This window comes from Stutzerimonas stutzeri, from assembly GCF_013522825.1.
Lineage (GTDB): Bacteria > Pseudomonadota > Gammaproteobacteria > Pseudomonadales > Pseudomonadaceae > Stutzerimonas > Stutzerimonas stutzeri_AK.
Genome location: NZ_JAAMQZ010000019.1, coordinates 43356 through 65516, shown reverse-complemented (window position 1 = coordinate 65516; position 22161 = coordinate 43356). Strand labels below are relative to the sequence as shown.

Genomic DNA, 22161 nt, shown 5'->3' with positions numbered 1-22161 from the left:
CTCGGCCAGCGCAAGGGCTGTGATTAGCCGGCATGGGCGCTATGCAGATGTGTGCCGGTTTCCCTGTTGCGCAGCTCTTCGAGCATTTCGGTTGCAGGGGTGTAGAAGGGGTTTTCCTGCACGATGCCGTTGATCAGTGTCAGGGGATGGGTGCGCAGCAGGTCCATCATCATCGAGCCGTTCAGTTTGGCGATGTCGTAGACGCAAATCGCCGGCTGGCGATTCTGCGACAGCACTTCGTTGACCTCCGCCTCGTAGGCGAGCAGATCCTTTTCCACGGCTGCGTCACGGAACGCCCAGTCCATGTTGCCCATGATGCGTACCCTGGGATAACCCGCCTCGGTCGCCTTCTTGCAGACGGCATCCAGCGTCGCGAGCATGCGATCCTTCTCGAAGGCGCCGTTTTCATCCAGGTAAACGCCCTGCCAGGATTGCAGCTCCAGCTGGCCACAGGCTTCACAGGCATGGGTATCGATTCCGCCAGCAGTCAGGCGATTCCTGTGCTCCGACAGCGTGGCTGGGTCGAGAATATGGATGCTCTTCTCGCCCTGGTCGAGCGCTTCCCTGAAAAAGGGAATCAGCACGTCGTATTCCTGCTCGCGACTATCGAAGAATGCGCAAACATGGAAATGCTCGATGGGAGTGCCTGCCAGTGAAAGGTCGCTCATCAATGATCTCCAGAGTTCAGGCTGCTCTCAAGCAGTCATGAATGTAGCCGGCGGTGACAAGCCTCCGATTCTACAGGCTAAAACAAAGCCGCACCCCTACACTCGGACTTTCTTCGCGATAAGCGGTCGAGACTTTGGTGCTGGGTTGTGGATTCGGCTTCTCTGCGGCAAGGCAATGCATGACAGGCTTCCGGCAAAGCGCAGACAATGGCGTCCATACTTGGCCGCCGATGCCCATGCCGGTGCCGCCCGCGCAGCGGCACCGGCATGGGCCGGCATCAGTCTGACAATGGAGTCGAAATGGCTATCGAATGGTGGTATTGGGCGGTCGGTGGTCTGCTGCTGATCATGCTTGAGCTGGTGATTCCCTCGTTTTTCGTGATCTGGTTCGGCATGGGCGCGCTGCTGGTCGGGGCGATCCTGCTGTTGGCTGGCGATCTGTCACTGACCCTGCAGCTACTGATCTGGGCGCTGGCTTCGCTGGCCATGGTGGTGCTGTGGTTCAGGGTGTTCAAACCCAGTCGACACAAGACCCTGATCGGCACCGCCGCTGGCGAGGTGATTGGTGAAGTGGGGCTGCTGGTCGGCCAGGTCGAGCCGTTCCAGCGGGGCCGGGTGCGGTTCCAGCGGCCCATACTTGGCGCCGAGGAATGGGCCTGCGTGGCGGAGCAGAGCATCAGTGCTGGCGAGCGTGTGCGGCTGGTGTCCGTCGAGGGCAGTTATCTGAAAGTTGCCAAAGCTTAATCGAGGAGTTGCGTCATGAATGAGGGACTGATCATTGCCGGCGTGGTGCTGGTTTTCATCGTCACCACCATCGCCAAGGGCGTGCGCCTGGTGGCCCAGGGCGAGGAGTGGGTGGTCGAGCGGCTCGGCAAATACCACAGCACCCTGCGACCGGGGCTGAACATCCTGATTCCCTACCTGGACAATGTCGCCTACAAACTGGTGACCAAGGACATCATCCTCGACGTGCAGGAGCAGGAGGTTATCACCCGCGATAATGCGGTGATCCTCACCAATGCGATTGCTTTCATCAAGGTCACCGATCCGGTCAAGGCGGTGTACGGCATCACTGATTTCTCCGAAGCGATCCGCAACCTGATCATGACCACCCTGCGCTCCATCGTCGGCGAAATGGAGCTGGACGAGGCGCTGTCATCGCGTGACCGGATCAAGGCGCGCCTGCGCGAAAGCATCGCCGATGAAGCGGTGGACTGGGGCCTGACCGTCAAGTCGGTGGAAATCCAGGACATCAAGCCCTCGGAATCCATGCAGCGTGCGATGGAGCTGCAGGCCGCTGCCGAACGCGAGCGCAAGGCCACCGTGACCCGTGCCGAAGGCGCCAAGCAGGCGGCCATTCTCGAAGCCGAGGCAAGGCTGGAATCAGCCCGTCGCGATGCCGATGCCCAGGTCATGCTGGCCGAAGCCTCGGCCGAGGCGATTCGCCGGGTCAGCAGCGCCGTCGGCAATGAAAGCGGACCGATGATGTACCTGCTCGGCGAGAAATACATCGCCGCGCTGGACCGCCTGAGCCAGAGCGACAACGCCAAGACCGTGCTGCTGCCCGCCGACATCCAGGAAACCCTGCGTGGCGTGGTCGGCAGGCTCGGGGCGCGTGGATAAGCCGCAGGCGGCGCGGCGCATGCGTTTGAAATACGTGCTTGCCATTTATATTAGTTAAATCTAAATTAGTTTCAGCTTAATCAGAGGCCCTATGGCATTCAGTGAACAGGAGCTGGCCGTTCTGCAGGACAGTGCGGCCAGGGCGGCGGTCATGCTGCGTGCCGTGGGTAACGAGCACCGGCTGCTGGTGCTCTGCCTGCTGATCGAGCATGGCGAATTGTCAGTGGGGGAGCTGCACCGGTACCTGCCGTTGAGCCAGTCGGCGCTGTCGCAGCATCTGGCGAAAATGCGCGACGAGGGGCTGATTACCTTTCGCCGCGAGGCGCAGACGCTGTACTACCGGATCGGCAATCCCGATGTGAACCGGCTGATCGGCACTCTCAAGGAGATCTTCTGCCCTTGAGAGCCAACCACTCGAGAGGATTGCGCAATGAAGATGCTTGCTGGAGTCATGCTGGGCTGCTTGTTTGCCCTGAACGTTCAGGCCGTGGAGATCGGCATGCCGGCCAAGGAGACCCAGGCCAAGGTCGAAAGCGGAGAGAAAGACTTTCTGTTCATCGATGTGCGAGATCCTGTCGAGATCATGTTTGTCGGTTTCACCGACAGCGCGCATGTGAATATTCCCTATCTGCTGGTTGACCGCAATGAGGTGAATGAGGAACGCGGAACCTTCAGCGTCAACCGCAACCCGAACTTCGTTGCCGAAGTCGCCGCGGAGCTTGAGCGGCGCGGCCTGCCGGCGGACAGCGAAATCGTCACCCTGTGCCGTTCCGGCAGCGAGCGCGGCGAGCCCAGCGCCCGGTACCTGCGTGAAAACGGCTTCCCCAACGCCCGCTATGTCGTTCATGGTTTCCAGGGCGACAGCATCAAGGAAGGCGAGCAGGCCGGATTCCGCCTGCTCAACGGTTGGCAGAATGAAGGCCTGCCGTGGAGCCCGAAGATGAACCTGCAGAAAATCTATCGCGGCCAGTAACGGCCAGGCTTAGCAAGGAGATACAACGATGAAGAAGCTGTTGTGTGCTGTGGCGCTGCTGGGTGCCAGTTCAAGCCTGCTGGCTGACGATCGATCGGTTACGGTGATCCTCAGCGATGCCAGCGGCATGACGCAGGGCATGGCGATGGTCCTGGCCAACCAGATGCAGGCGCAGGGTGCCCAGGTGGATATTCTGCTGTGCGATCAGGCCGGATCGTTGGCCCTGAAGGATGCAGGTGGCGAGCCGCTGAAGCCGAACGACGTCACGCCGGCGCAACTGCTTTCCGCCGCGATGGACAAAGGCGCGAGCGTATCGGTCTGTGCCCTCTATCTGCCCAACAGCGGGCACCCGAAAGAGGCCCTGAAGGACGGCGTCGGCGTGGCCAAGCCCGACGACATGGCCCGTTCCATGCTGGAGAGTGGACGCAAGGTGTTCAGTTTCTGAGTTTTATCGTCGAGCGCCATGAGGCCTGTAGGGTCGAATCCATTGACTCGTGATTTAACCGAGCTGAACAAGACAGGCTCTACGGGCCTTGCCACAGCGACGAGAGGGTCTGGAGGAAGACGGCATTAGTCTTTGCGGCCTTGGCTGGCCAGTCCGCTCTCCGCTGAACGTCCCCATTTCGGCCCGGTCGGAATTAGACAGCCATCGGGAGAAACCAGCATGACCAATTCCAGCAGTCTCTTGTGGGCCGCCCTGGCAATCGGGGCGGTGACGGGCATGCGCAGCATGTTGGCGCCGACGATGGTCAGTCGAGCGTTGAACAGGCGGGATGATCTCGATGGCGCGGGCGAGGCCGCGCAGTGGCTGACGTCTGACGTGGCGCGCACGGCGTTGGTGCCGCTGGCGGCCAGCGAGGTGCTGGGAGACAAGATGCCCTTTGCTCCGGATCGCACGATTGCCCCTTCGATGATGTTTCGTGCGTTCTCGGGCGGCGTGAGTGCGGCGGCGCTGGCGGGTGTGCGGCGCGAGCCGGCACGGGTGCCGGTATTGTTCGGCGCGACGGCGGCGCTGATCGCTGCCAAGATCGGGCTGAGCCTGCGCAAGCCCTATCAGCCGAGGCCGCTGCTGAATGCGGCGCTCGGCTTGGCCGAAGACTGCCTGGCGCTGGCGGTCGGTAGCGCCGGGTTGCGCCGGGCGTTGGGGCGTGGCCGGGGCGAGTGATGAGGTGCGGGCGCGTTCAGTCCGTTTTGTGCGGGTTGTTTTTCACCAGTCGGGAATAGGCCTCGGGGTAGCGATAGGCGAAGGTTGCATGCTGCTCCGCCAGTTCGGCCTGCATGGCTTCGTGCTCATGGGCCGGTAGCTTGGCCAGGTATTTCCGGGTGATCGCGTACTTGGCCGCCATCAGGGCGTTGTGAGCTTCGCGCTGTTCTCGTTCGAGGGCCTTGGCACGGCGTTCACGCAGGGCCTGCTGATCGGTGTGCATATTGCCGCCTTCGTGCAGCACAAAGGCGCTCTTGGAGGCACCTTGCGTCTGCTCCATGGCCGGTTGGGCGGCCCAGGCGCTGGAAAATACGGGCAGGCAAACCAGCAGGCAGGACGTGACGGATCTCGACATGTTCATGGCGTGGCCCTCGGCTCGGATGGGCAGTACTCAGCCGCCCCGGAGCGTTCAGAGTACGCGAGGTTCATTATGCCGTTGCCGCGCCAATCGCCGCAGGGGATGGCTTCCGTAAGCACGTAGGGCTTGCCACGAGGGGCGCGCTTCACGATGCGGGCCGGCATCGCTGGTGTTTGAGGCAGGGCGGAGGGGGGCGTCGCTAAACAGCGGGCCGCCTTGTGCGGCCCGCTGTTATGAAGGCGTTGCTGTCAGCTCGGTCGCTGGATCACGCAGATACGGTCACGACTTGCCCCCGTTTGAGTGGTGCCGACGCCCGGAGTGACTCCGGGTGCGTCGACAGGCGTGCCGTGGCCCGTCGTCCCGGCTCCGGTCGGGGCCGTGGTGGCGGTGGTTTCAGGGTAGTCTGTACCGGCGCGTTTGGCGGCGCTACCGATGTCATAGCGACCGGTGTCGGCAGAGCTGCTGGCGTCAGGACGGGTCGAGGACGCATCGGTGGTATGGCCTGGGCTCGCTGCGCTTGCGGCTAGATGCTGGTCCGTCGAATGACGCGTGCCGACAAAGTGCTTGTCGAGGTGGCTGTCGCCGCCGGTCGCGCCGGCATAGGGGCTGGTGGGGCCGGGGTAGCCGTGCGCTGCGGCTGTATCGTTGGAGCCGGCGCCGTGCTCGTGGATGTCCAGGGCGCCGTTGTATTCCAGCGCGTCGCGGGCCCTGATCAGTTGGTCCTCGTCGGTTACATCCACGGCGATTACCAGAGCACCCCGGCGTATCGCATCCGGATACGCCGTAGCGTAATGGCGATGGTCTGTGTGGGGTTCGTTGCCGAACAGCGATTGGAAGAAATGCGCGACCCTGGCGTCATGCTGCGTGCGATCCAGGGTGCTGTCGGTGGTGGAGTAGGGTGCGTCGTAGGCGTGGATTTCCGCCATTTCGGCGCCTACGGCGTGGATCTGCTCGCGTGGGATGCCGCGCGCCATCAGGTCGCCGCGAGTGCGGTTGGCATCGGTCAGCGTTGCGAACGCTGCTACCAGTGTATGTCTCATGGTTCACCTCACGTTGTGTTGAACAACCGGGTATGCAGAGCGCTGCGTTGCCCGGCACGACGACGCGCCAGAGGCGGTCAGCCCATGGATGACAGACAGCCAAAAGCAGCACCCATGAAACTTTGGGTGTGTGACTACTGGCAGAGTTCAGCGGGGAAGATCAGCGGTCAGGGGAGTGTGGCAAGACTGCCTGGCATGCTTGTGCGGCTGCGAGGTGGAAAGGATTTGCCGTTTCCACCCGCCGCAGCGTGTAGCGAATCAGTCGAGATCCGAGGCATCGTGGCGCTCGGGCGCCTATTCCGATTCCTCGCCCCAGGTGCGGTTGACCTTGCGCCCGCGAATCACCGCGGGGCGGGCGGCGATCTCGGCGGCCCAGCGTTGCACGTGCCGGTAATCCTGCACGGAAAGAAACTCCGCTGCCTCGTACAGCTCGCCGAGGGCGAGGGCGCCGTACCAGGGCCAGATGGCCATGTCGGCGATTGTGTACTCATCGCCAGCGATATAGCGCCGTTCGGCCAGCTGGTGATCGAGCACGTCCAGCTGACGCTTGGCTTCCATGGCATAGCGGTTGATCGGGTATTCGTATTTCTCCGGCGCATAGGCATAGAAATGCCCGAAGCCGCCGCCGACGAAGGGCGCCGAGCCCATCTGCCAGAACAGCCAGTTCAGCGTCTCGGTGCGCGCGCGGGGTTCGTTGGGCAGGAAGGCGCCGAATTTTTCCGCGAGGTAGACCAGGATCGAGCCGGACTCGAATACCCGCAGTGGCTCGCCGTCGACGCTGTGGTCGGCCAGTGCCGGGATCTTCGAATTGGGGTTGATCTCGACGAAGCCGCTGCCGAACTGGTCGCCGTCGCCGATGTTGATCAGCCAGGCGTCGTATTCGGCGCCGGCATGGCCGAGGGCGAGCAGCTCTTCGAGCATGATGCTGACCTTGACGCCGTTGGGGGTGGCCAGCGAGTAGAGCTGCAGCGGGTGCTTGCCCACCGGCAGCGCTTTTTCCTCGCGCGCGCCGGCGGTGGGGGCGTTGATGCTGGCGAACTTGCCGCCCGACGGTGCGTCATGTGTCCAGACCTTCGGCGGTGTGTAGCTGGTGTCGCTCATGCGAAGCTCCTTTCCCGGACAGGAAGCGTCCGAAGCTGCTTTTTCGGACAGTTGAATGGCGGTATTCGTGCCGGCCGAATCGTAGTCGGCCATGGTACGGGCGGACCGTACCATCTACCCGCCTGCAGTGGCAGGGGCTCGATGAACCGTCGGGAATGGGCCTTGATCGACCTGGACCTAGCGCTGTTCGCTGAAACCATAGAGTTTGGCCGGGTTGTCGCTGAGGATGCGCCGACGTGTAGCGGCGTCAGGTACCAGGCGGAGAAATTCGTCCACCAGATCGCCGTCGTTGGGTATCGGGCCGGGTAGCTGCACATGAGGCCAATCGGTGCCGAACAGACAGCGATCTTCTCGCGTCGAGACCAGCTCGGTGACAAAAGCGTCGACATCCTCGAAAGGCGCTTGGCCAAGCGAAGAAACCCGGTTCGGCCCGCTGAGCTTGACCCATGTCCGTCCCGCTTCGAGTAGCGCAAGCAATTGTCTGAAGCCTGGGTCATGGGCGCCCTGGTGGGCCGGGATGTGGCCCATGTGGTCTATCACGCTGTCGGTGGGCAGGCGGTCGAGGCGTTCGGCCAGCCGCTCGATCTTCGAGACGTCTACCAGAAACTGCACATGCCAACCCAGACCGGTCACCCGCTCGGCAAGCGTTTCGATGTCGGAGAAGGGCACGCCGCCGGGGAACAGCAGGTTGATGCGGATTCCACGCACACCCAGTGCATGCATCCGCTCGAACTCGGCATCAGTGATCGACCGGTCAACGACGGCGACACCACGCCATTGGATCGGGTCGTCGTTACGGATCGCCGCGAGCGTGTCTAGCATGAGGCTGTTGTCGGTACCGAACACGCTTGGCTGAACCAGTACGGCACGCTCGAAACCGAGCGTGCCGAGCATCTTCCGATAGGCCGCTTCACCGGCGTCCGGCGGTGTATAGCTGCGATTCGCCTGATAGGGATACCGTTGCTGCGGCCCGAACAGGTGCGCGTGGGTGTCGCAGGCCTTGGGCGGCAGCGCCTCGATGGGTGGTCGAGGGCTGGGGTCCGCGCCGGGAATGGTGGGCTCGCTGAATGTTGACTGTGTGGAATGACCGCTCATATAGCCCGCCTTAGCCAACCAGACCCGGAAGCCACAGGGTGATTGCCGGTACGTAGGCGATCAGCCCAACCAGAGCGATCAGAACCAGCAGGAAGGGCCACAGATGGCGGGACACTGTCTCGATGCTGAGTCCACTGATCGAAGAGGCGACGAACAGCGAGTAGCCGAGCGGCGGGGTGACCATTCCGACCGCAAAATTGATCACCACCATGGCGCCGAGCTGGATCGGGTCGAGTCCTACCTGCGCGCCGACTGCCGTCAGCACGCCGCTGAGGATGACCATGGCCGACACGGTGTCCATGAACGCGCCGAGCACCAGCAGCATGATGTTGAGCAGCAGCAGAATCAGGAAGGGGTTGTCGGTGATGCTCAGCAGCGCCGAGCTGATCTGGGTGGGGATCTGCTCGCTGGCGATGATCCAGGCGAAGCCGTAGGCAACGACGATGATGAACATGATCACCGTGGTGGTGCGCATGGACTGGATGAACAGTGGGCCCAGGGTGCGCCAGTTCAGGTCCTTGTAGACGAACAGGCCGATGATCAGGCTGTACAGCGCGCCGACGAAAGCCGCCTCGGTCGGAGTGAATATACCTCCATAGATGCCGCCGAGAATGACCACCGGAGCCAGCAGTGCCCACAAGCCGTCCCGAAATGCCGCGCCTAGCTGTCCGAAGCTGGCGCGTGCTTCCTTGGGAATACCCAGGCGACGAGCGTACAGGTAGCCGACCACGCAGAAGCCGGCGGCTGCGATCAGTCCTGGCACCACGCCGGCCAGGAACAGCTTGGAAATCGACTGCTCCGCCAGCACGCCCCAGATGATCATGGGGATGGACGGCGGGATCATCTGCCCCAGCGGGCCGATGGAGGTCGCCAACCCGGCTGCGTAGCCGCGCGAGTAACCGCGCTTTTCCATCTCGTCGATCATGACCGAGCCGACGGCAGCGGTAGTGGCGGGGGCCGATCCGGAAATGGCACCGAAGAAGGTGCCTGCGGCCACCGTCGCCATCGACAGTCCGCCGGTGAGGTGGCCAAAGCAGACCGAGGCGATTCTGACCAGGCGTCGCGACAGTCCGCCAGCGCTCATCAGGTCGCCCGCGAGAATGAAGCCGGGGATGGCCAGCAGGGAGGAGATATTGCTGCCGGCCACCAGGCGCTGCGCCAGAATCATCGGGTTGAAATCGGCCATCCAGATACCGACCGCGGTGAGGATACCGAGCGTGAATGCGATCGGCACTCCCAGGAGCAACAGTACGAACAGACCACCGATGAGCACCAGGGCGACTTCGCTCATGCTTGCGCCTCCTTGGCCAGATGCTCGCGCGGACTCAGCAGCAGGACGATGGCGTGGAACAGGATCAGCGCGCCGGACACAGGAATGGCCGAGCCCTGTAGCCACAGTGGATAACGAAGGGCGGGCGATACCTGCTGCGCCGTGAAACCGGCGAAGTTCCATCCAGCCCACAGCATCAACGCCCCGAAGGCGGCCACCAGGAGCAGGTTCAGTCGCTCAAGCATGAATCGCAGCGTGGCCGGCAGCATGCCGAGCACCAGCGTGACACGGACATGAGCGAAGCCGCGAACCAGTACGCTGGCGAACAGAAAGATCGTCCAGCTGAACGCGAGCAGGGCGACCTCATCCGTCCAGGTCAGGGACGCATTGAGCACGTAGCGGTAGAACACGCCCAGCAGGAGCGAAAGGGACATGATCAAGGCGCATGCCGCGCCGAGGGCTGCGGTGACGGCGGCAAGCCGTCTGCTGCCCGTTTCCAGAAGTCTGAACATGGATCTGCGCCCGCTGGGTGTCGTGACGTTATTCGGAGATCAGTTGCAGGGTCTGGTCGACCAGATCTTCTCCGATCTGTGTGCGGTAGCGTTCATAGACGGGGCGGACCGCCTCGCGGAAGGCCAGGGCGTCGGTCACCTCGTTGATTTGCATCCCCTCGGACTCGATCTGTTCGATAAGCGCCTGCTCGTTCTTCGCCACTTCGGCCCGCTGGCGTTCGATGGCTTTCCTGGCTGCCGTGTGGATGGCTTTCTGCTGTTCGTCCGGCAGCCGGGAAAGGGCCTGTTTCGACATCAGCAGTGGCAGCGCGTTGTAAGTGTGGTTGGTCAGCGAGAGGTATTTCACCGCGCTGGCGTATTTGTTCGCATAAATCACTGCGAGCGGTATCTCCAGTCCATCGACCGTACCCTGCTGCACGGCGGTATATGACTCGCTCCAGGCCATCGGCACCGGATTGGCCCCCAGCGCCTGGAAGCTGGCAAGGAACAGATCACTGGGCTGCACGCGCAGCTTGATGCCGCTCAGGTCAGCCGGTGTGTTGACCGGGCGGCGGTTGTTGATCGTGTGGCGAAAGCCCGCCTCAGCGAAACCCAGACCGACGATGCCCTGCTGTTCGAGACGCTGGAACAGTTCCTGGCCAAGCTCGCCATCGAGAATCTGGTGCGCCTGCTCGCGGTCCTTGAACAGAAACGGAAGGTCCAGCAACTGAAAGCTCTTGTTCAGCGTACCCAGCTGTGTACCGGTAATGACGCCAGCATCGAGTGTGCCAAATTGCATGCCTTGAAGCATGTCGGTGTCGTTGCCCAGCTGGTTGCTCGGGAAGAATTTCACCGAGAAGGCGCCCGGTGCGACCGCTTCCAGCTCTTCGGCGAAATAGTGAGCGGCGATGGCGTAGGGGTCGACCGCGCTGTCGGCAGTGGTCCAGCCGAGTCGGATGGTTGTCGCCGCACTGGCCATGATCGGCGTGCTCAGCACGGCGGTCATCAGCGCCGAGGTCATCATTAGCTTTGAGAATCTGGACAGGAGCGTCATTACGGCCTTCCTCTTGTTGTTATGGCACGGCTTGTGGAGCTGTGCTCGATGGTGCCTGTGAAACAGTATCGGTTTCACAACTTGTCCTACAAGTTGCAGGCATGAAAACCGGAGTCCTGCGTGCTGTCAAGAGGGGCGCGTCGATGTCGCCGTGAAACTGGCATGGAGAGGACGACCGCAAGCGACGTAACATGCGGCCACCGTGGTCTGGTGTACGCCAGGTCGCTATGGAAATCGACGACAGGATAAAGTCCATGAAAAACCCGGCTTCGGTGGGACGCAGCCAACTCTCGGTGAAAATTTCCCGGTATCTGGAAATGGAAATCGCCGAAGGCCGCCTCAAGCCCGGTGAACGAATTCCCAGCGAGTCGCAGCTGACCGAGCACTTCGGAGTGAGTCGCAACGTGGTACGCGAGGCGGTGGCCCGGTTGAAGTCCGATGGTCTGGTCGAGAGTTACCAGGGGGCAGGTGCTTTCGTCTCGAGCAAGGCGCATCGTCGTAGCTTTCGCATCGATCATGACGAGTTGAGCAGCATGCCCAAGCTGCGCCAGCTCTACGAGCTGCGGTTGGATCTCGAGGTCTCGGCGGCCGGCATGGCTGCGCGGCGCCGCTCGCGCAGCCAATTGGCGGTGATCCAGGCTGCGTTTGGCGTCCTGAGCGAGTCGCTGGCAACGGGACAGCCCGTCATCGAACCAAGCCTGGCGTTCAAACGCGCCATCGCCAATGCCACCGGCAATGAATATTTCAAGAATTTCATGCTGTTTCTGACCGCGCATATTTTCGAGGCTGCATCGTTTGAACAGCGCATCCTCGGCTCCGGGGCGCTGCGCGAAGCGGTGCTGTCGGAGTACGAGTCGATACTGCAGGCCATTGAACTGGGCGATCCTGACCTGGCTCGACGGGCAGCCTGGGTGCAGATCATCAATTCCGCTGAGCGCAACGGTCTGCGCGGCCTGCAAGGCTGGGAAGTAACACGCATGACCTCGCTCGGCGAGACCTACGCCCCTTCGTGCGCGGCGCCGGTATTGGCGGTGCGGTCGCCATCGCGGGTCCTGCCGGCGGATGCCTGCGACTGTCACTTCCATGTCATCGGCGATCCGGCGCGGTATCCGTTCACGCCCCACCGCTCGTACACGCCGCCGCAGGCTTCGCTGGCGCAATACGAAGCGATGCGGCAAAGGCTCGGGCTGTCACGTGGCGTGATCATCCAGCCTAGCGTCTACGGCTACGACAACCGGGTCATGCTTCAGGCGTTGCGTGAGGGCGGAAAGGACTATCGTGGCGTGGTGGTCATCAGCGATCAGGTCAGTGAAGACGAGCTGCTCGACATGGACAGGCTGGGCGTGCGTGGCGTACGTATCAACCTCATCTACAAGAGCGGGGTCGAGGTTTCGGATGTCGCCACGCTGGCGCGCAAGGTGGCCCCGCTGGGCTGGCACCTGCAGTTGCTGATCGATATCTCGGAGTTCGCCGATCTTTACGAAACCCTGGCCAATCTGCCGGTTGATGTGGTCATCGACCATATGGGGCACATGCCGGCCAGTGTCGGGGTTGAGCATCCCGGCTTTCAGGACTTGCTGCGCCTGACCCGCGAAGCGAAGGTCTGGGTCAAGCTCTCTGGCGCCTACCGTTTCACCAGTCTGCGCCAACCGCCCTATCCGGACGTGACGCCCTACGCCAAGGCGCTGATCAAAGCCAACCCTGACCGTATCCTGTGGGCCAGCGACTGGCCGCATGTGTGCATTTCCGGTGAAATGCCAGACGATACGGGCTTGATCGAAGAATTCTTTGAATGGACAGGGCGGAGCGAAGCGATCCTGCGCAAGATCCTCGTGGACAATCCGGCTCGGTTGTATGGCTTCTGAGCAAGCGGAGCGCAGCAGCGCTCCGCTGCTGCAGTGACGGTTGAGCCTCCCGCCCCGCGGTCATTGCCACTCAAGCCCGGTTGGCCCGAAGTGGTTCAGCTGGCCAATGCCGTAGGCGTTTTCTTCGCCGGGGCCGGCTCGGCGTAGCCGCGAGGGTTGTTGCTCTGCCAGCGCCAGGCGTCGGCGAGCATGGTTATCAGATCCTTTTCCGCGCGCCAGCCCAGTTCCGCCCAGGCCTTGCCCGGATCGGACCAGCACTGGGCGATGTCGCCCACGCGGCGTGGTTTGATCACGTGCGGCAGGGGCCGGCCAGTGACTTCCTCGAAGGCGGTGATCATTTCGCGTACCGAATGCCCCTGGCCGGTGCCGAGATTCCAGACGGATACCCCGCGAACCTGCTCCAGGCGATCCAGCGCCTTGAGGTGACCCTTCACCAGATCCACCACGTGGATGTAGTCGCGAATGCCGGTGCCGTCCGGCGTCGGGTAGTCGGCGCCATAGACACTCAGCTGCCTGCGCCGCCCGACCGCCACCTGGAGCATGTAGGGCAGCAGGTTGTTGGGCACGCCATTGGGGTCTTCGCCGATCAGCCCCGATTCGTGGGCGCCGATCGGGTTGAAGTAGCGCAGCAGGCCGATGGACCAGCGCGGGTCGGATTCGGCCAGGCCCTTGAGCACGCTCTCGGCCATCAGCTTGGACTGGCCGTAGGGGTTGGTCGGCGCGCCGGTGGGACGGTCCTCGGTGATGGGCATCATCGGCGACTCGCCGTAGACCGTGGCCGAGGAGCTGAACACCAGCCGGAACACGCCCGCCTCGGCCATTGCCTGGCACAGCGCGATGCTGCCGCTGACGTTGGTTTCGTAATAGCGCAGCGGTTCACGCACGCTTTCGCCCACGGCCTTGAGCCCGGCGAAGTGCATCACTGCGCGGATGGGATAGGAAGCGAACAGCGCGGCCAGCAGCGAGCGGTTGCGCACGTCGCCCTTGACGAACTGCGGCGCTCGCCCGCTCAGGTGTTCGATACGGTCGAGGGCGACTTTCGAACTGTTGCAAAGGTTGTCCAGTACAAGCACTTCTTCGCCTGCCAGAAGCAGCTCCAGTACTGCGTGTGAGCCGATATATCCCGCTCCGCCAGTGACCAGAATCATCTCTTTCTACCTCCGCAAATGCAATTTATGGACACGCGCGGAACACACCGAGGCTGTCGTCAAGACAGCGCCGTAGAGCATTTCCAGAGTGGGATCGGCCTACCGAGCCGGGCGCAAGAACAGGTTGCGAGCGAAAGCTGGGGCCGAGTCGAAATCAGGCGTCCTGAAGTAGGGACGGGCAGGATGCCGGGCAAGTTCAACCGGCCCGCCGACCGGCAGTTGCCGGGTGGTTCGCGGGTCGGGAAGAGCGAACCGCCGGCTGCTGCGTGTCTTCCATTACCGGCGAACGGTGCGCCCGAAAACGAACTATTGGCCGCGCCGTACGCCTTATGTGTTGCGCAGGGCAGCGCTGACTTAAGCGCGATGCAGCGGATGGGACGCTGACCGCACCGCCACCCGTACCGAGGTTTCTCATGAGCTGGGCTGGCCCCTTTCAGTACGAGATTGGCAAATCCCCCCACAAGTCGGCCGAGCCGGCCGAAGTGGTCTTCGACGAGCAGGTGCCGACGCTGCTGTGCCTGTCCCATCTGCGCTGGAGTTTCGTCTACCAGCGACCGCAACACCTGATGTCGCGCTTCGCCCGGGATTTCAACGTGCTGTTCTGCGAGGAGCCGATCCCCACCGAAGACGCCCAGCCCTGGCTGGAGGTGCGCCCCGAGGAGAATGGCGTGCAGGTGCTGATTCCGCGTCTGCCCGCCGGCTGCGAGGGCGAGGCCGCAGAGCGTGTCCAGCGCAGCCTGCTCGATGGCTACCTGGCCAAGCTCGGCGTCAGCGAGCTGCTGCTCTGGTACTACACGCCGATGAGCCTGGCGTTTTCCGACCATCTGAAGCCGAAGCTGACCATCTATGACTGCATGGATGAGCTGTCCGCCTTTCATGGCGCGCCACCGCAGCTGATCGAGCGCGAGGTGGAACTGATGCGTCGTGCCAATCTGGTATTTACTGGCGGGCACAGCCTGTACGAAGCCAAGCGCGAACGGCATGACAATGCCCATCCGTTCCCCAGCAGCGTCGATGTCGAGCACTTTGCCGCGGCGCGTCGACCACAGGCCGATCCGCCGGACCAGACGGAAATCCCCAGCCCGCGCCTGGGTTTCTACGGCGTGATCGACGAACGCCTGGACCTCGCGCTGATCGCCAAGGTCGCCGCGCAGCGTCCCGACTGGCAGATCGTGCTGATCGGCCCGGTGGTGAAGATCGATCCGGCCTTGCTGCCGCAACGCGACAACATCCACTACCTGGGCGGCAAGACCTACGACGAGCTGCCGCACTACCTGTCCGGCTGGGACGTGGCCATCATGCCCTTCGCGCTGAACGAGTCGACCCGCTTTATCAGCCCGACCAAGACCCCCGAATACCTGGCCGGTGGCCGTCCTGTGGTGTCCACGCCGATCACCGACGTGATGCGCACCTACGGCGACACCGGCATCGTGCGCATCGCAGGCGACGCCGAGGCCTTCGTCGCGGCCTGCGAGGCCGCACTGGCCGATGCTGAAGACCGTGACACCTTGCTGGCCAGGGCCGACGAAGTCCTCGGTGACATGTCCTGGGACCATACCTGGAGCCTGATGAAGGAGAAGATGCAATGCGCGATATGAACCCGCAAGACCGTCACCCGGAACGTCTCGGCGGGGTCGGCGGCGAGCTGCCGCAGCGTCGCCAGGGCTTCGACTATCTGATCGTCGGCGCCGGTTTCGCCGGCAGCGTTCTGGCCGAGCGCCTGGCCGCCGGGCTGAACAAGCGTGTGCTGGTGGTGGACCGGCGTCCGCACATCGCCGGCAACGCCTACGACTATCATGACGAATCGGGCGTGCTGATCCATCGCTACGGACCGCACATCTTCCACACCAACGCACAACGCATCGTCGACTACCTGTCGCGCTTCACCGAATGGCGCCCCTACGAGCACCGTGTGCTGGCGCAGGTGGACGGCCAGCAGGTGCCGATCCCGATCAACATGACCACGCTCAACAGGCTCTACGGCCTGAACATGGCGACCGAACAGGAGGCTGCGGGCTTCCTTGCCAGCCGCGCCGAACCTGTGGAAAACATCCAGACCAGCGAAGACGTGGTGATCAACGGCATTGGCCGCGAGCTGTACCAGAAGTTCTTCCGTGGTTATACCCGCAAGCAGTGGGGGCTGGACCCCTCGCAGCTGGACAAGTCCGTCACCTCGCGCATTCCCACGCGCACCAACACCGATGACCGCTACTTCACCGACACCTTCCAGCAGATGCCGCTGCACGGCTATACGAAGATGTTCGAGAAGATGCTCGACCACCCCAACATCAAGGTGATGCTCAACACCGACTACCGGGAAATCCGTGACGAGGTGCAGCATGACCACCTGATCTTCTGCGGCCCCATCGACGAATACTTCGATTACCGCTTCGGCAAGCTGCCGTATCGCTCGCTGAAGTTCGAGCACAAACAGCTCGATCAGGAACAGTTCCAGGCGGTCGGTACGGTCAACTACCCGAGCGAGGATGTGCCCTACACCCGCATCAGCGAATACAAGCACCTCACCGGACAAGTCCACCCCAAGACCAGCATCACCTACGAATACCCGTCCGCCGAAGGCGATCCTTACTATCCGATTCCGCGACCGGAGAACGCCGCGCTGTACAAACGTTACCAGCAGCTGGCGGACGAGACGCCCGGCGTGACCTTCGTCGGGCGGCTCGGCACCTACAAGTACTACAACATGGACCAGGTGGTGGGCCAGGCGCTGGCGCTGTACAAGCGCATCGAGGAAGCCGAGCGCGGACCGGCACCCGGCGAGAGCGCCGAGCATGCGCGCAGCCTGGCCGAGCAAGCCGGCTGAGCCGCACAATCGATCAACGAGGTAACCGATGCACCACCCCAGCCTGTTCAACAGCTTCTTTATTGGCGGCTTCGAGTGCTCCAGCCATCGTCGTGCTGACGGGCGCCGGCTCGATCTGCTGGCCGGTACCGGACATGATCGCTGGCCGGCGGAAGATTACGCTGCGCTGCAGCGCTATGGCATCCGCACCGTGCGCGACGGTTTGCGCTGGCATCTGATCGAGCGCCGGCCCGGTGAGTACGACTGGTCCAGCTTTTTGCCGCAACTTCGCGCCGCGCAGGCTACCGGCACCCAGGTGATCTGGGACCTGTGCCACTACGGCTGGCCGGACGACCTGGATATCTGGCAACCGCGCTTCGTCGAGCGCTTCGCCCGTTTCGCCGCCGCCGCCGCGCAACGGGTGCGCGATGAAAGCACGGGCGTGGCCTTCTATGCGCCGATCAATGAAATCTCCTTCTGGGCCTGGGCTGGTGGCGACAGGGAATTGATCAATCCCATGGCCCGCGGGCGCGGCGCCGAACTCAAGCATCAGCTGATCCGTGCCAGCATCGCCGCCATCGAGGCGATCCGAGGGGTGGATCCGCTGGCGCGCTTCGTCCAGGTCGACCCGGCCATTCATGTGCGTGCCGGCAACGACCGCCCCGGCCCGCAGCGCGAGGCGGAGAATGCCCGTCAAGGCCAGTTCGAGGCCTGGGACATGCTCTGCGGCAGGGCCTGGCCGGGTCTTGGTGGCCGGCCCGAATACCTGGATATCCTCGGCATCAACTACTACTCGAACAACCAGTGGTATCTGGGCGGGCCGACCATCGAGCGTGGCCATCCCGATTACCGTCCGTTTGTCGGCATTCTGTCTGAAATCCACCAGCGTTACGGGCGTCCGCTGCTGGTGGCCGAAACCGGTGCCGAAGGCGACCTGCGCGGTGACTGGCTGCGCTACGTCAGCGAGCAGGTGGGCCTCGCCCAGCAGCGTGGGGTGCCGGTGGAAGGTATCTGCCTCTATCCGGTTCTCGACTACCCCGGTTGGGACGACGAGCGCCATTGCCCGACCGGCCTGCTGGGCTTTGCCGATGCGACAGGCCGGCGCGAGGTGCACAGTGGTCTGGCGGACGAGCTGCGTCTGCAGCAGGCCCGTTTCGGCGTTCAGGCGCCGCGAACACGTGCGGACCGGGTGATCGCATGAACGCCCCGGCGCGGGCGGATGCCGAGGTGCTGCCCAGCAGACCACTGGCATTCCTCTGGCGCTACGTGCGCGCACGGCCCTGGCACTTCAGCGGCCTGCTGGCGCTGGTGGTCAGCGCCTCGGTCTGTGCGGTGGCAGTGCAGTACGGCATGAAGCTGCTGGTCGATGCCATGGCGCAGAGCGGCGGCAACCGTGGCGCGGCCAACGTCTGGCTGCCGCTGTGGTTGTTCCTCGGCCTGATCGTCATGGAAAACGTGTTCTGGCGCCTGGGTGGCTGGCTCGGTTGCCGTACGGTGGTGGCCAGTTGCGTAGACATCCGCGTCGATCTGTTCCAGTACCTCACCGGCCATCCCATGCGTTACTTCAACGAGCATTTCGCCGGCTCGCTGGGCAACCGCATCTCCGCCGTGGGCCAGGCCGCTGGCACCATTTATGGCGGCCTGGCCTGGAAGGTGGTGCCACCCATCGTCGACTTCCTCGGCGCGGTGGTGGTGTTGCTCACCGTGGACTGGCGCATGGCGCTGGCGCTGGTGCTTTTCGTGCTGCTGGTGGCGCTGCTGATCACCGGCTTCGGCATCCGCGGGCGCGGCAAGCATCAGCGCTTCGCCGCCCAGGCTGCGCGAGTCGGTGGTGAGCTGGTGGACGCCGTGTCCAACGTCTGGACCATCAAGGCCTTCTCCGCTCGCGACCGTGAGGCCGAGCGGTTGGCGCAGGAAATCGGCTACGAAGCCCGTGCCCAGCGGCGCAGCTGGATGTACCTGGAAAAGGCGCGGGTGATGCACGACATCTGCCTGTCGCTGATGGCCGGCGGCATGCTGGTCTGGGCGATTCGCAGCTGGATCGGCGGCGAGGTGAGCGCCGGTGACGTGGTGCTGGTCAGCGCGCTGACCTTCCGTATCCTGCACGGCTCGCGCGATCTGGCCCTGGCGTTGGTGGACACCACGCAGCAGGTCGGCGCCATTGCCGACACTCTGCGCATCATCAATCAGCCCCATGGTCTGGAAGATCCCGAGCCGGCGTTGACGCTGGAAGAGGGCGATATCGACTTCGAGCACATCCGCTTCGCCTATCCGGAGCGGGCGCCGGTGTTCGAGGATTTCAGCCTGCGCATTCCTGCCGGGCAATCGGTGGGCATCGTCGGCGCCTCGGGTGCGGGCAAGTCCACATTGCTGGCGCTGTTGCAGCGGCTGGACGACGTGCATGCCGGGCATATCCTCATCGACGGTCAGGATATCCGTCAGGTCAGCCAGGACAGCCTGCGCGAGAAGATCGCCGTGGTGCCGCAGGAAACCGCGCTGTTCAACCGCAGCATCCTCGAGAACATCCGCTACGGGCGCCCCGAGGCCAGCGACGAAGAGGTCTTCGAGGCGGCGCGGCATGCCTTCTGCGACGCCTTTATCCGCGCCCTGCCCGAGGGTTACCAGACCCTGGTGGGCGAACGCGGGGTGATGCTTTCCGGCGGTCAGCGCCAGCGTCTGGGTATCGCCCGCGCCTTCCTCAAGGACGCGCCGATCCTGATCCTCGACGAGGCCACTTCGGCGCTGGATACCCAGTCCGAGGCGGAGATCCAGGACGCCCTGAACCAGCTGATTCGTGGCCGTACCGTGGTGGCAGTGGCGCACCGATTGTCGACCCTGGCCAACTTCGATCGCATCGTGGTGCTGCGCGACGGGCAGATCGTCGAGGACGGCCCGCCGCACGAATTGCGCCGGCGCGGCGGTGAGTTTGAAGCGCTGTGGCGTATGCAGGCCGAAGGCTTCGAGCGCTCATGAACCCCGCGCCGCTGAACTTCGCCGGCCTCTGCTAGCCTCAATTCAGGCAGGGACGACCTCAATCGAGCGGAGGCTCATCGACCAGAAGGGGGTTTCATGTCGGATCATCACACCTACAAGAAAATCGAGATCGTCGGCTCGTCGCGCAACAGCGTCGACGAGGCCATTCGCAACGCCATCGCCGAGGCGAGCAAGACGCTGGAGAACGTCGAGTGGTTCGAGGTGGGCGAGATTCGCGGCCATGTCCAGGATGGCCAGGTGGCACATTTCCAGGTCACGGTGAAGATCGGCTTCCGCCTGAAGGACAGCTGATCCGCTGCTCGTGTGGGAGGGGACTTGTCCGCGAGCTTTTCTGGCCCGCAGGTCGTTTCCCCGCTCAAAGCGCGGACAAGTCCCCTCCTACGCCCGCACCCGTAGGGCCGAATTCATTCGGCCAACAGGCCCGCCAGCGCGCACCAGGGCGAGCGTTTACCTCAACCCGGCCAGAATCTCGAAGGCACGGTGGCGGTCGGCGGTTTCGTAGAGGTCACAGGTGAAGATCAGCTCGTCGGCCTCGGTCTGCTCCAGCAACACTTCCAGCCGCGCACGAACCTTCTCCGGTCCGCCGATCAACGCCAACCCGAGGAAGTCGCCCACCGCCTGCTGCTCGTGCGGCAGCCACAGCCCCCGCATGCTCTGCACCGGCGGGCGCAGCACCAGGCTCTGGCCACGGATCAGCGAAAGAATACGCTGATAGACGCTGGTGGCCAGATACTCGGCCTGTTCGTCGCTGTCGGCGGCGATCAGCGGCACGCCGAGCATCACGTAGGGTTTGTCGAGCACCGCCGAGGGTTGGAAGTTCTCACGGTAGAGCTTGATCGCCTGGTGCATGAAACGCGGCGCGAAATGCGAGGCGAAGGCATAGGGCAGACCCTTGGCCGCCGCCAATTGCGCGCTGAACAGGCTGGAGCCCAGCAGCCAGATCGGCACATTGCTGTTCACGCCGGGCATGGCGATCACCCGCTGGTTGCGCTGGCGTGGGCCGAGCAGCGTTTCCAGCTCCTCGACATCGGCGGGAAAGTCGTCGGCGCTGCCCATGCGGTCGCGGCGCAAGGCGTGGGCGGTGAACTGGTCGGCACCGGGCGCACGGCCCAGGCCCAGGTCTATCCGACCGGGGTAGAGCGCCTCCAGGGTGCCGAACTGCTCGGCGATCACCAGCGGCGCATGGTTGGGCAGCATCACCCCGCCGGCGCCCAGGCGGATGCGCTCCGTGTTGGCGGCCAGGTAGCCGATCAGCACCGAGGTCGCCGCGCTGGCGATGCCGTCCATGTTGTGGTGCTCGGCGACCCAGAAACGCTCGAAGCCGAGCTCTTCCACGTGCCGGACCAGTGCCAGGGCGTTGTGCAGCGCCTGGGCCGGCGTGCCGTCGTCGCGAATGGGCGCCAGGTCGAGGGCGGAAAAGCGGACCTTGGAAATGCGGGACATCGTCTACCTCGAAAGTCAGTAACAGTGCTCGGCTTCGGCCTCGACAAGCACGTTGCGCCGCTCGTCGCGCAACCAGCCCTGCGGGGTGAAGCCCAGCGAACGGGCCTGGAACAGGTAACGCTTGCCGGCCTCGAAGTTGTCGTACTGCACCACCAGGGTACAGCGCATGGTCTGGGTGTCGCCGAACAGGCCGAAACCGCCGCTGCTGACTTCGAATTCGTAGCGCGCTTCGAGTTCATGCGCGCCCGGCGGCACCAGGAAGTAGCGACCATCATAGGTGCGTTTGCCATCCAGGCGGTCGGACATGAAGATATCGGTGGTCTGGGCGGCCATGTCCACCCAGGCCATGCCCGGATCATGCGGCGGCAGCGGGCTGGCGCAACCGCCAAGGGCAAGGGCGAGCAGGAAGGCGAGCGGCAGGCGCATGGCGATGGCTCCGAAGTTCATGGAATCGTTGCCCGAGCCTGCGCCAACTACCACTCGTTTTCAACGCCGCCGGCCCGGACGCGATCAAACCTATAGGAGCGAGCTTGCTCGCGATCACGCTGCCCGCAGGCTTCATCGCTCCGCAAGATTGCCGCAACCCTGTTCCGAGGCCCGCGCCAGCAGCGACTGATGCTGGTCGTAGAGCTTGGCCCAGGGACGGAAGCCATAGCCACCCGCAACCAGGCGATAGCGCGCACCGGCGGTGAAGCGGTCGTATTCCAGGCTCAGCTTGCAGTCGCGCGGCAGTGGCTCGCTGTTCGGGCCGATATCGGCGCCCTCGACCTGGAAGCGGTAGCGCATCTCCAGCGTGCGGCTGCCGGGCTGGACCTGGAAATAGCGGTCGTCATCCAGGTGGCGACCGTCCACCGCCAGCGCCTGCAGGTCCGTCTTCTGATGCGGGGCGAGTTCGATCCAGGCCTGCGCCGGGTCGGGTTTGGGCATCCACAGCGAACAGCCGGCGAGAGTCGAAACGAACAGGATGAGGGCGAAACGACGCATGAAAGAGCTCCGGCTGGAGGAATCGACACGCCGGGATTGCCGCCCGC

At 63.6% G+C, this 22161-nt stretch carries 24 protein-coding genes; 12 read left to right on the top strand and 12 right to left on the bottom strand.

Going from position 1 to position 22161, the window contains the following annotated elements; all coding sequences use genetic code 11:
* Positions 1-23: 23 nt before the first annotated feature.
* A complete protein-coding gene (locus G7020_RS13510; RefSeq protein ID WP_181085223.1) occupies positions 24-668 on the bottom strand; it encodes an MEDS domain-containing protein in 645 nt (214 codons plus the stop codon).
* 300 nt (positions 669-968) lie between these two features.
* On the opposite strand from G7020_RS13510, the gene G7020_RS13505 reads away from it, so the two are divergent.
* From G7020_RS13505 to G7020_RS13480, 6 genes are all read left to right on the top strand, one after another.
* The gene (locus G7020_RS13505) at positions 969-1412 is read left to right on the top strand and encodes an NfeD family protein (RefSeq protein ID WP_181085221.1); all 444 of its coding nucleotides are present in this window, start codon (positions 969-971) and stop codon (positions 1410-1412) included.
* Positions 1413-1427: 15 nt separating this feature from the next.
* The gene (locus tag G7020_RS13500) at positions 1428-2291 is read left to right on the top strand and encodes an SPFH domain-containing protein (RefSeq protein ID WP_181085219.1); all 864 of its coding nucleotides are present in this window, start codon (positions 1428-1430) and stop codon (positions 2289-2291) included.
* 91 nt (positions 2292-2382) lie between these two features.
* Positions 2383-2694, top strand: a complete 312-nt coding sequence (locus G7020_RS13495) for an ArsR/SmtB family transcription factor (RefSeq protein WP_181085217.1) — start codon at positions 2383-2385, stop codon at positions 2692-2694.
* Positions 2695-2721: 27 nt separating this feature from the next.
* Positions 2722-3264 (top strand): rhodanese-like domain-containing protein, encoded by a 543-nt coding sequence (locus G7020_RS13490; protein ID WP_181085216.1) that lies wholly within the window; start codon positions 2722-2724, stop codon positions 3262-3264.
* Between the two features lie 28 nt (positions 3265-3292).
* Positions 3293-3709 carry a DsrE family protein gene (locus tag G7020_RS13485; protein ID WP_181085214.1) on the top strand — a complete coding sequence of 139 codons (417 nt, stop codon included), beginning with the start codon at positions 3293-3295 and terminating at the stop codon, positions 3707-3709.
* 219 nt (positions 3710-3928) lie between these two features.
* A complete protein-coding gene (locus G7020_RS13480) occupies positions 3929-4429 on the top strand; it encodes a DUF4126 family protein (RefSeq protein ID WP_181085212.1) in 501 nt (166 codons plus the stop codon).
* Positions 4430-4445: 16 nt separating this feature from the next.
* On the opposite strand, the gene G7020_RS13475 is transcribed toward G7020_RS13480, so the two are convergent.
* The 7 genes from G7020_RS13475 to G7020_RS13445 form a co-directional block, all read right to left on the bottom strand.
* Positions 4446-4829 (bottom strand): hypothetical protein, encoded by a 384-nt coding sequence (locus G7020_RS13475; RefSeq protein WP_181085210.1) that lies wholly within the window; start codon positions 4827-4829, stop codon positions 4446-4448.
* A 245-nt stretch (positions 4830-5074) separates the two neighbouring features.
* Complete coding sequence (locus tag G7020_RS13470) at positions 5075-5866, bottom strand: hypothetical protein (RefSeq protein ID WP_181085207.1); 792 nt, start codon at positions 5864-5866, stop codon at positions 5075-5077.
* A 294-nt stretch (positions 5867-6160) separates the two neighbouring features.
* The gene (gene yghU / locus G7020_RS13465) at positions 6161-6967 is read right to left on the bottom strand and encodes a glutathione-dependent disulfide-bond oxidoreductase (protein ID WP_181085205.1); all 807 of its coding nucleotides are present in this window, start codon (positions 6965-6967) and stop codon (positions 6161-6163) included.
* A 177-nt stretch (positions 6968-7144) separates the two neighbouring features.
* Positions 7145-8062 carry an amidohydrolase family protein gene (locus G7020_RS13460; RefSeq protein WP_181085203.1) on the bottom strand — a complete coding sequence of 306 codons (918 nt, stop codon included), beginning with the start codon at positions 8060-8062 and terminating at the stop codon, positions 7145-7147.
* A gap of 10 nt (positions 8063-8072) precedes the next feature.
* Entirely contained in the window at positions 8073-9353 is a 1281-nt protein-coding gene (locus G7020_RS13455) for a TRAP transporter large permease (RefSeq protein ID WP_065985908.1), read from the bottom strand.
* Positions 9350-9844 carry a TRAP transporter small permease gene (locus G7020_RS13450; protein ID WP_065985909.1) on the bottom strand — a complete coding sequence of 165 codons (495 nt, stop codon included), beginning with the start codon at positions 9842-9844 and terminating at the stop codon, positions 9350-9352. The genes G7020_RS13455 and G7020_RS13450 overlap by 4 nt, the downstream gene beginning before the upstream one ends.
* 28 nt (positions 9845-9872) lie before the next feature.
* Complete coding sequence (locus G7020_RS13445) at positions 9873-10877, bottom strand: TRAP transporter substrate-binding protein (RefSeq protein ID WP_181085201.1); 1005 nt, start codon at positions 10875-10877, stop codon at positions 9873-9875.
* Between the two features lie 254 nt (positions 10878-11131).
* Between G7020_RS13445 and G7020_RS13440 the strand changes: the two genes are divergently transcribed.
* Complete coding sequence (locus G7020_RS13440) at positions 11132-12742, top strand: amidohydrolase family protein (RefSeq protein ID WP_181085199.1); 1611 nt, start codon at positions 11132-11134, stop codon at positions 12740-12742.
* A gap of 95 nt (positions 12743-12837) precedes the next feature.
* Here G7020_RS13440 and galE read toward each other — a convergent pair whose 3' ends face one another.
* Positions 12838-13890 carry a UDP-glucose 4-epimerase GalE gene (galE, locus tag G7020_RS13435; protein WP_181085197.1) on the bottom strand — a complete coding sequence of 351 codons (1053 nt, stop codon included), beginning with the start codon at positions 13888-13890 and terminating at the stop codon, positions 12838-12840.
* A 413-nt stretch (positions 13891-14303) separates the two neighbouring features.
* Here galE and G7020_RS13430 point away from each other — a divergent pair, with 413 nt between their 5' ends.
* The 5 genes from G7020_RS13430 (at position 14304) to G7020_RS13410 (ending at position 19978) form a co-directional block, all read left to right on the top strand.
* The gene (locus G7020_RS13430) at positions 14304-15488 is read left to right on the top strand and encodes a glycosyltransferase family 1 protein (protein ID WP_181085195.1); all 1185 of its coding nucleotides are present in this window, start codon (positions 14304-14306) and stop codon (positions 15486-15488) included.
* Positions 15476-16714 (top strand): UDP-galactopyranose mutase, encoded by a 1239-nt coding sequence (gene glf, locus G7020_RS13425; protein ID WP_181085193.1) that lies wholly within the window; start codon positions 15476-15478, stop codon positions 16712-16714. Before G7020_RS13430 ends, glf begins: the two co-directional genes overlap by 13 nt.
* A gap of 28 nt (positions 16715-16742) precedes the next feature.
* The gene (locus G7020_RS13420; RefSeq protein WP_181085191.1) at positions 16743-17894 is read left to right on the top strand and encodes a beta-glucosidase; all 1152 of its coding nucleotides are present in this window, start codon (positions 16743-16745) and stop codon (positions 17892-17894) included.
* Positions 17891-19666 carry an ABC transporter ATP-binding protein gene (locus tag G7020_RS13415; protein WP_181085189.1) on the top strand — a complete coding sequence of 592 codons (1776 nt, stop codon included), beginning with the start codon at positions 17891-17893 and terminating at the stop codon, positions 19664-19666. Before G7020_RS13420 ends, G7020_RS13415 begins: the two co-directional genes overlap by 4 nt.
* A gap of 96 nt (positions 19667-19762) precedes the next feature.
* Entirely contained in the window at positions 19763-19978 is a 216-nt protein-coding gene (locus G7020_RS13410; RefSeq protein WP_181085187.1) for a dodecin, read from the top strand.
* A 156-nt stretch (positions 19979-20134) separates the two neighbouring features.
* Here G7020_RS13410 and G7020_RS13405 read toward each other — a convergent pair whose 3' ends face one another.
* The 3 genes from G7020_RS13405 to G7020_RS13395 form a co-directional block, all read right to left on the bottom strand.
* On the bottom strand, positions 20135-21130 hold the full coding sequence (locus G7020_RS13405) for an LLM class flavin-dependent oxidoreductase (RefSeq protein ID WP_181085186.1): 996 nt from the start codon (positions 21128-21130) through the stop codon (positions 20135-20137).
* 15 nt (positions 21131-21145) lie between these two features.
* A complete protein-coding gene (locus tag G7020_RS13400; RefSeq protein ID WP_181085275.1) occupies positions 21146-21556 on the bottom strand; it encodes a hypothetical protein in 411 nt (136 codons plus the stop codon).
* Between the two features lie 132 nt (positions 21557-21688).
* Positions 21689-22114 carry a hypothetical protein gene (locus G7020_RS13395; protein ID WP_181085184.1) on the bottom strand — a complete coding sequence of 142 codons (426 nt, stop codon included), beginning with the start codon at positions 22112-22114 and terminating at the stop codon, positions 21689-21691.
* Positions 22115-22161: the final 47 nt, after the last annotated feature.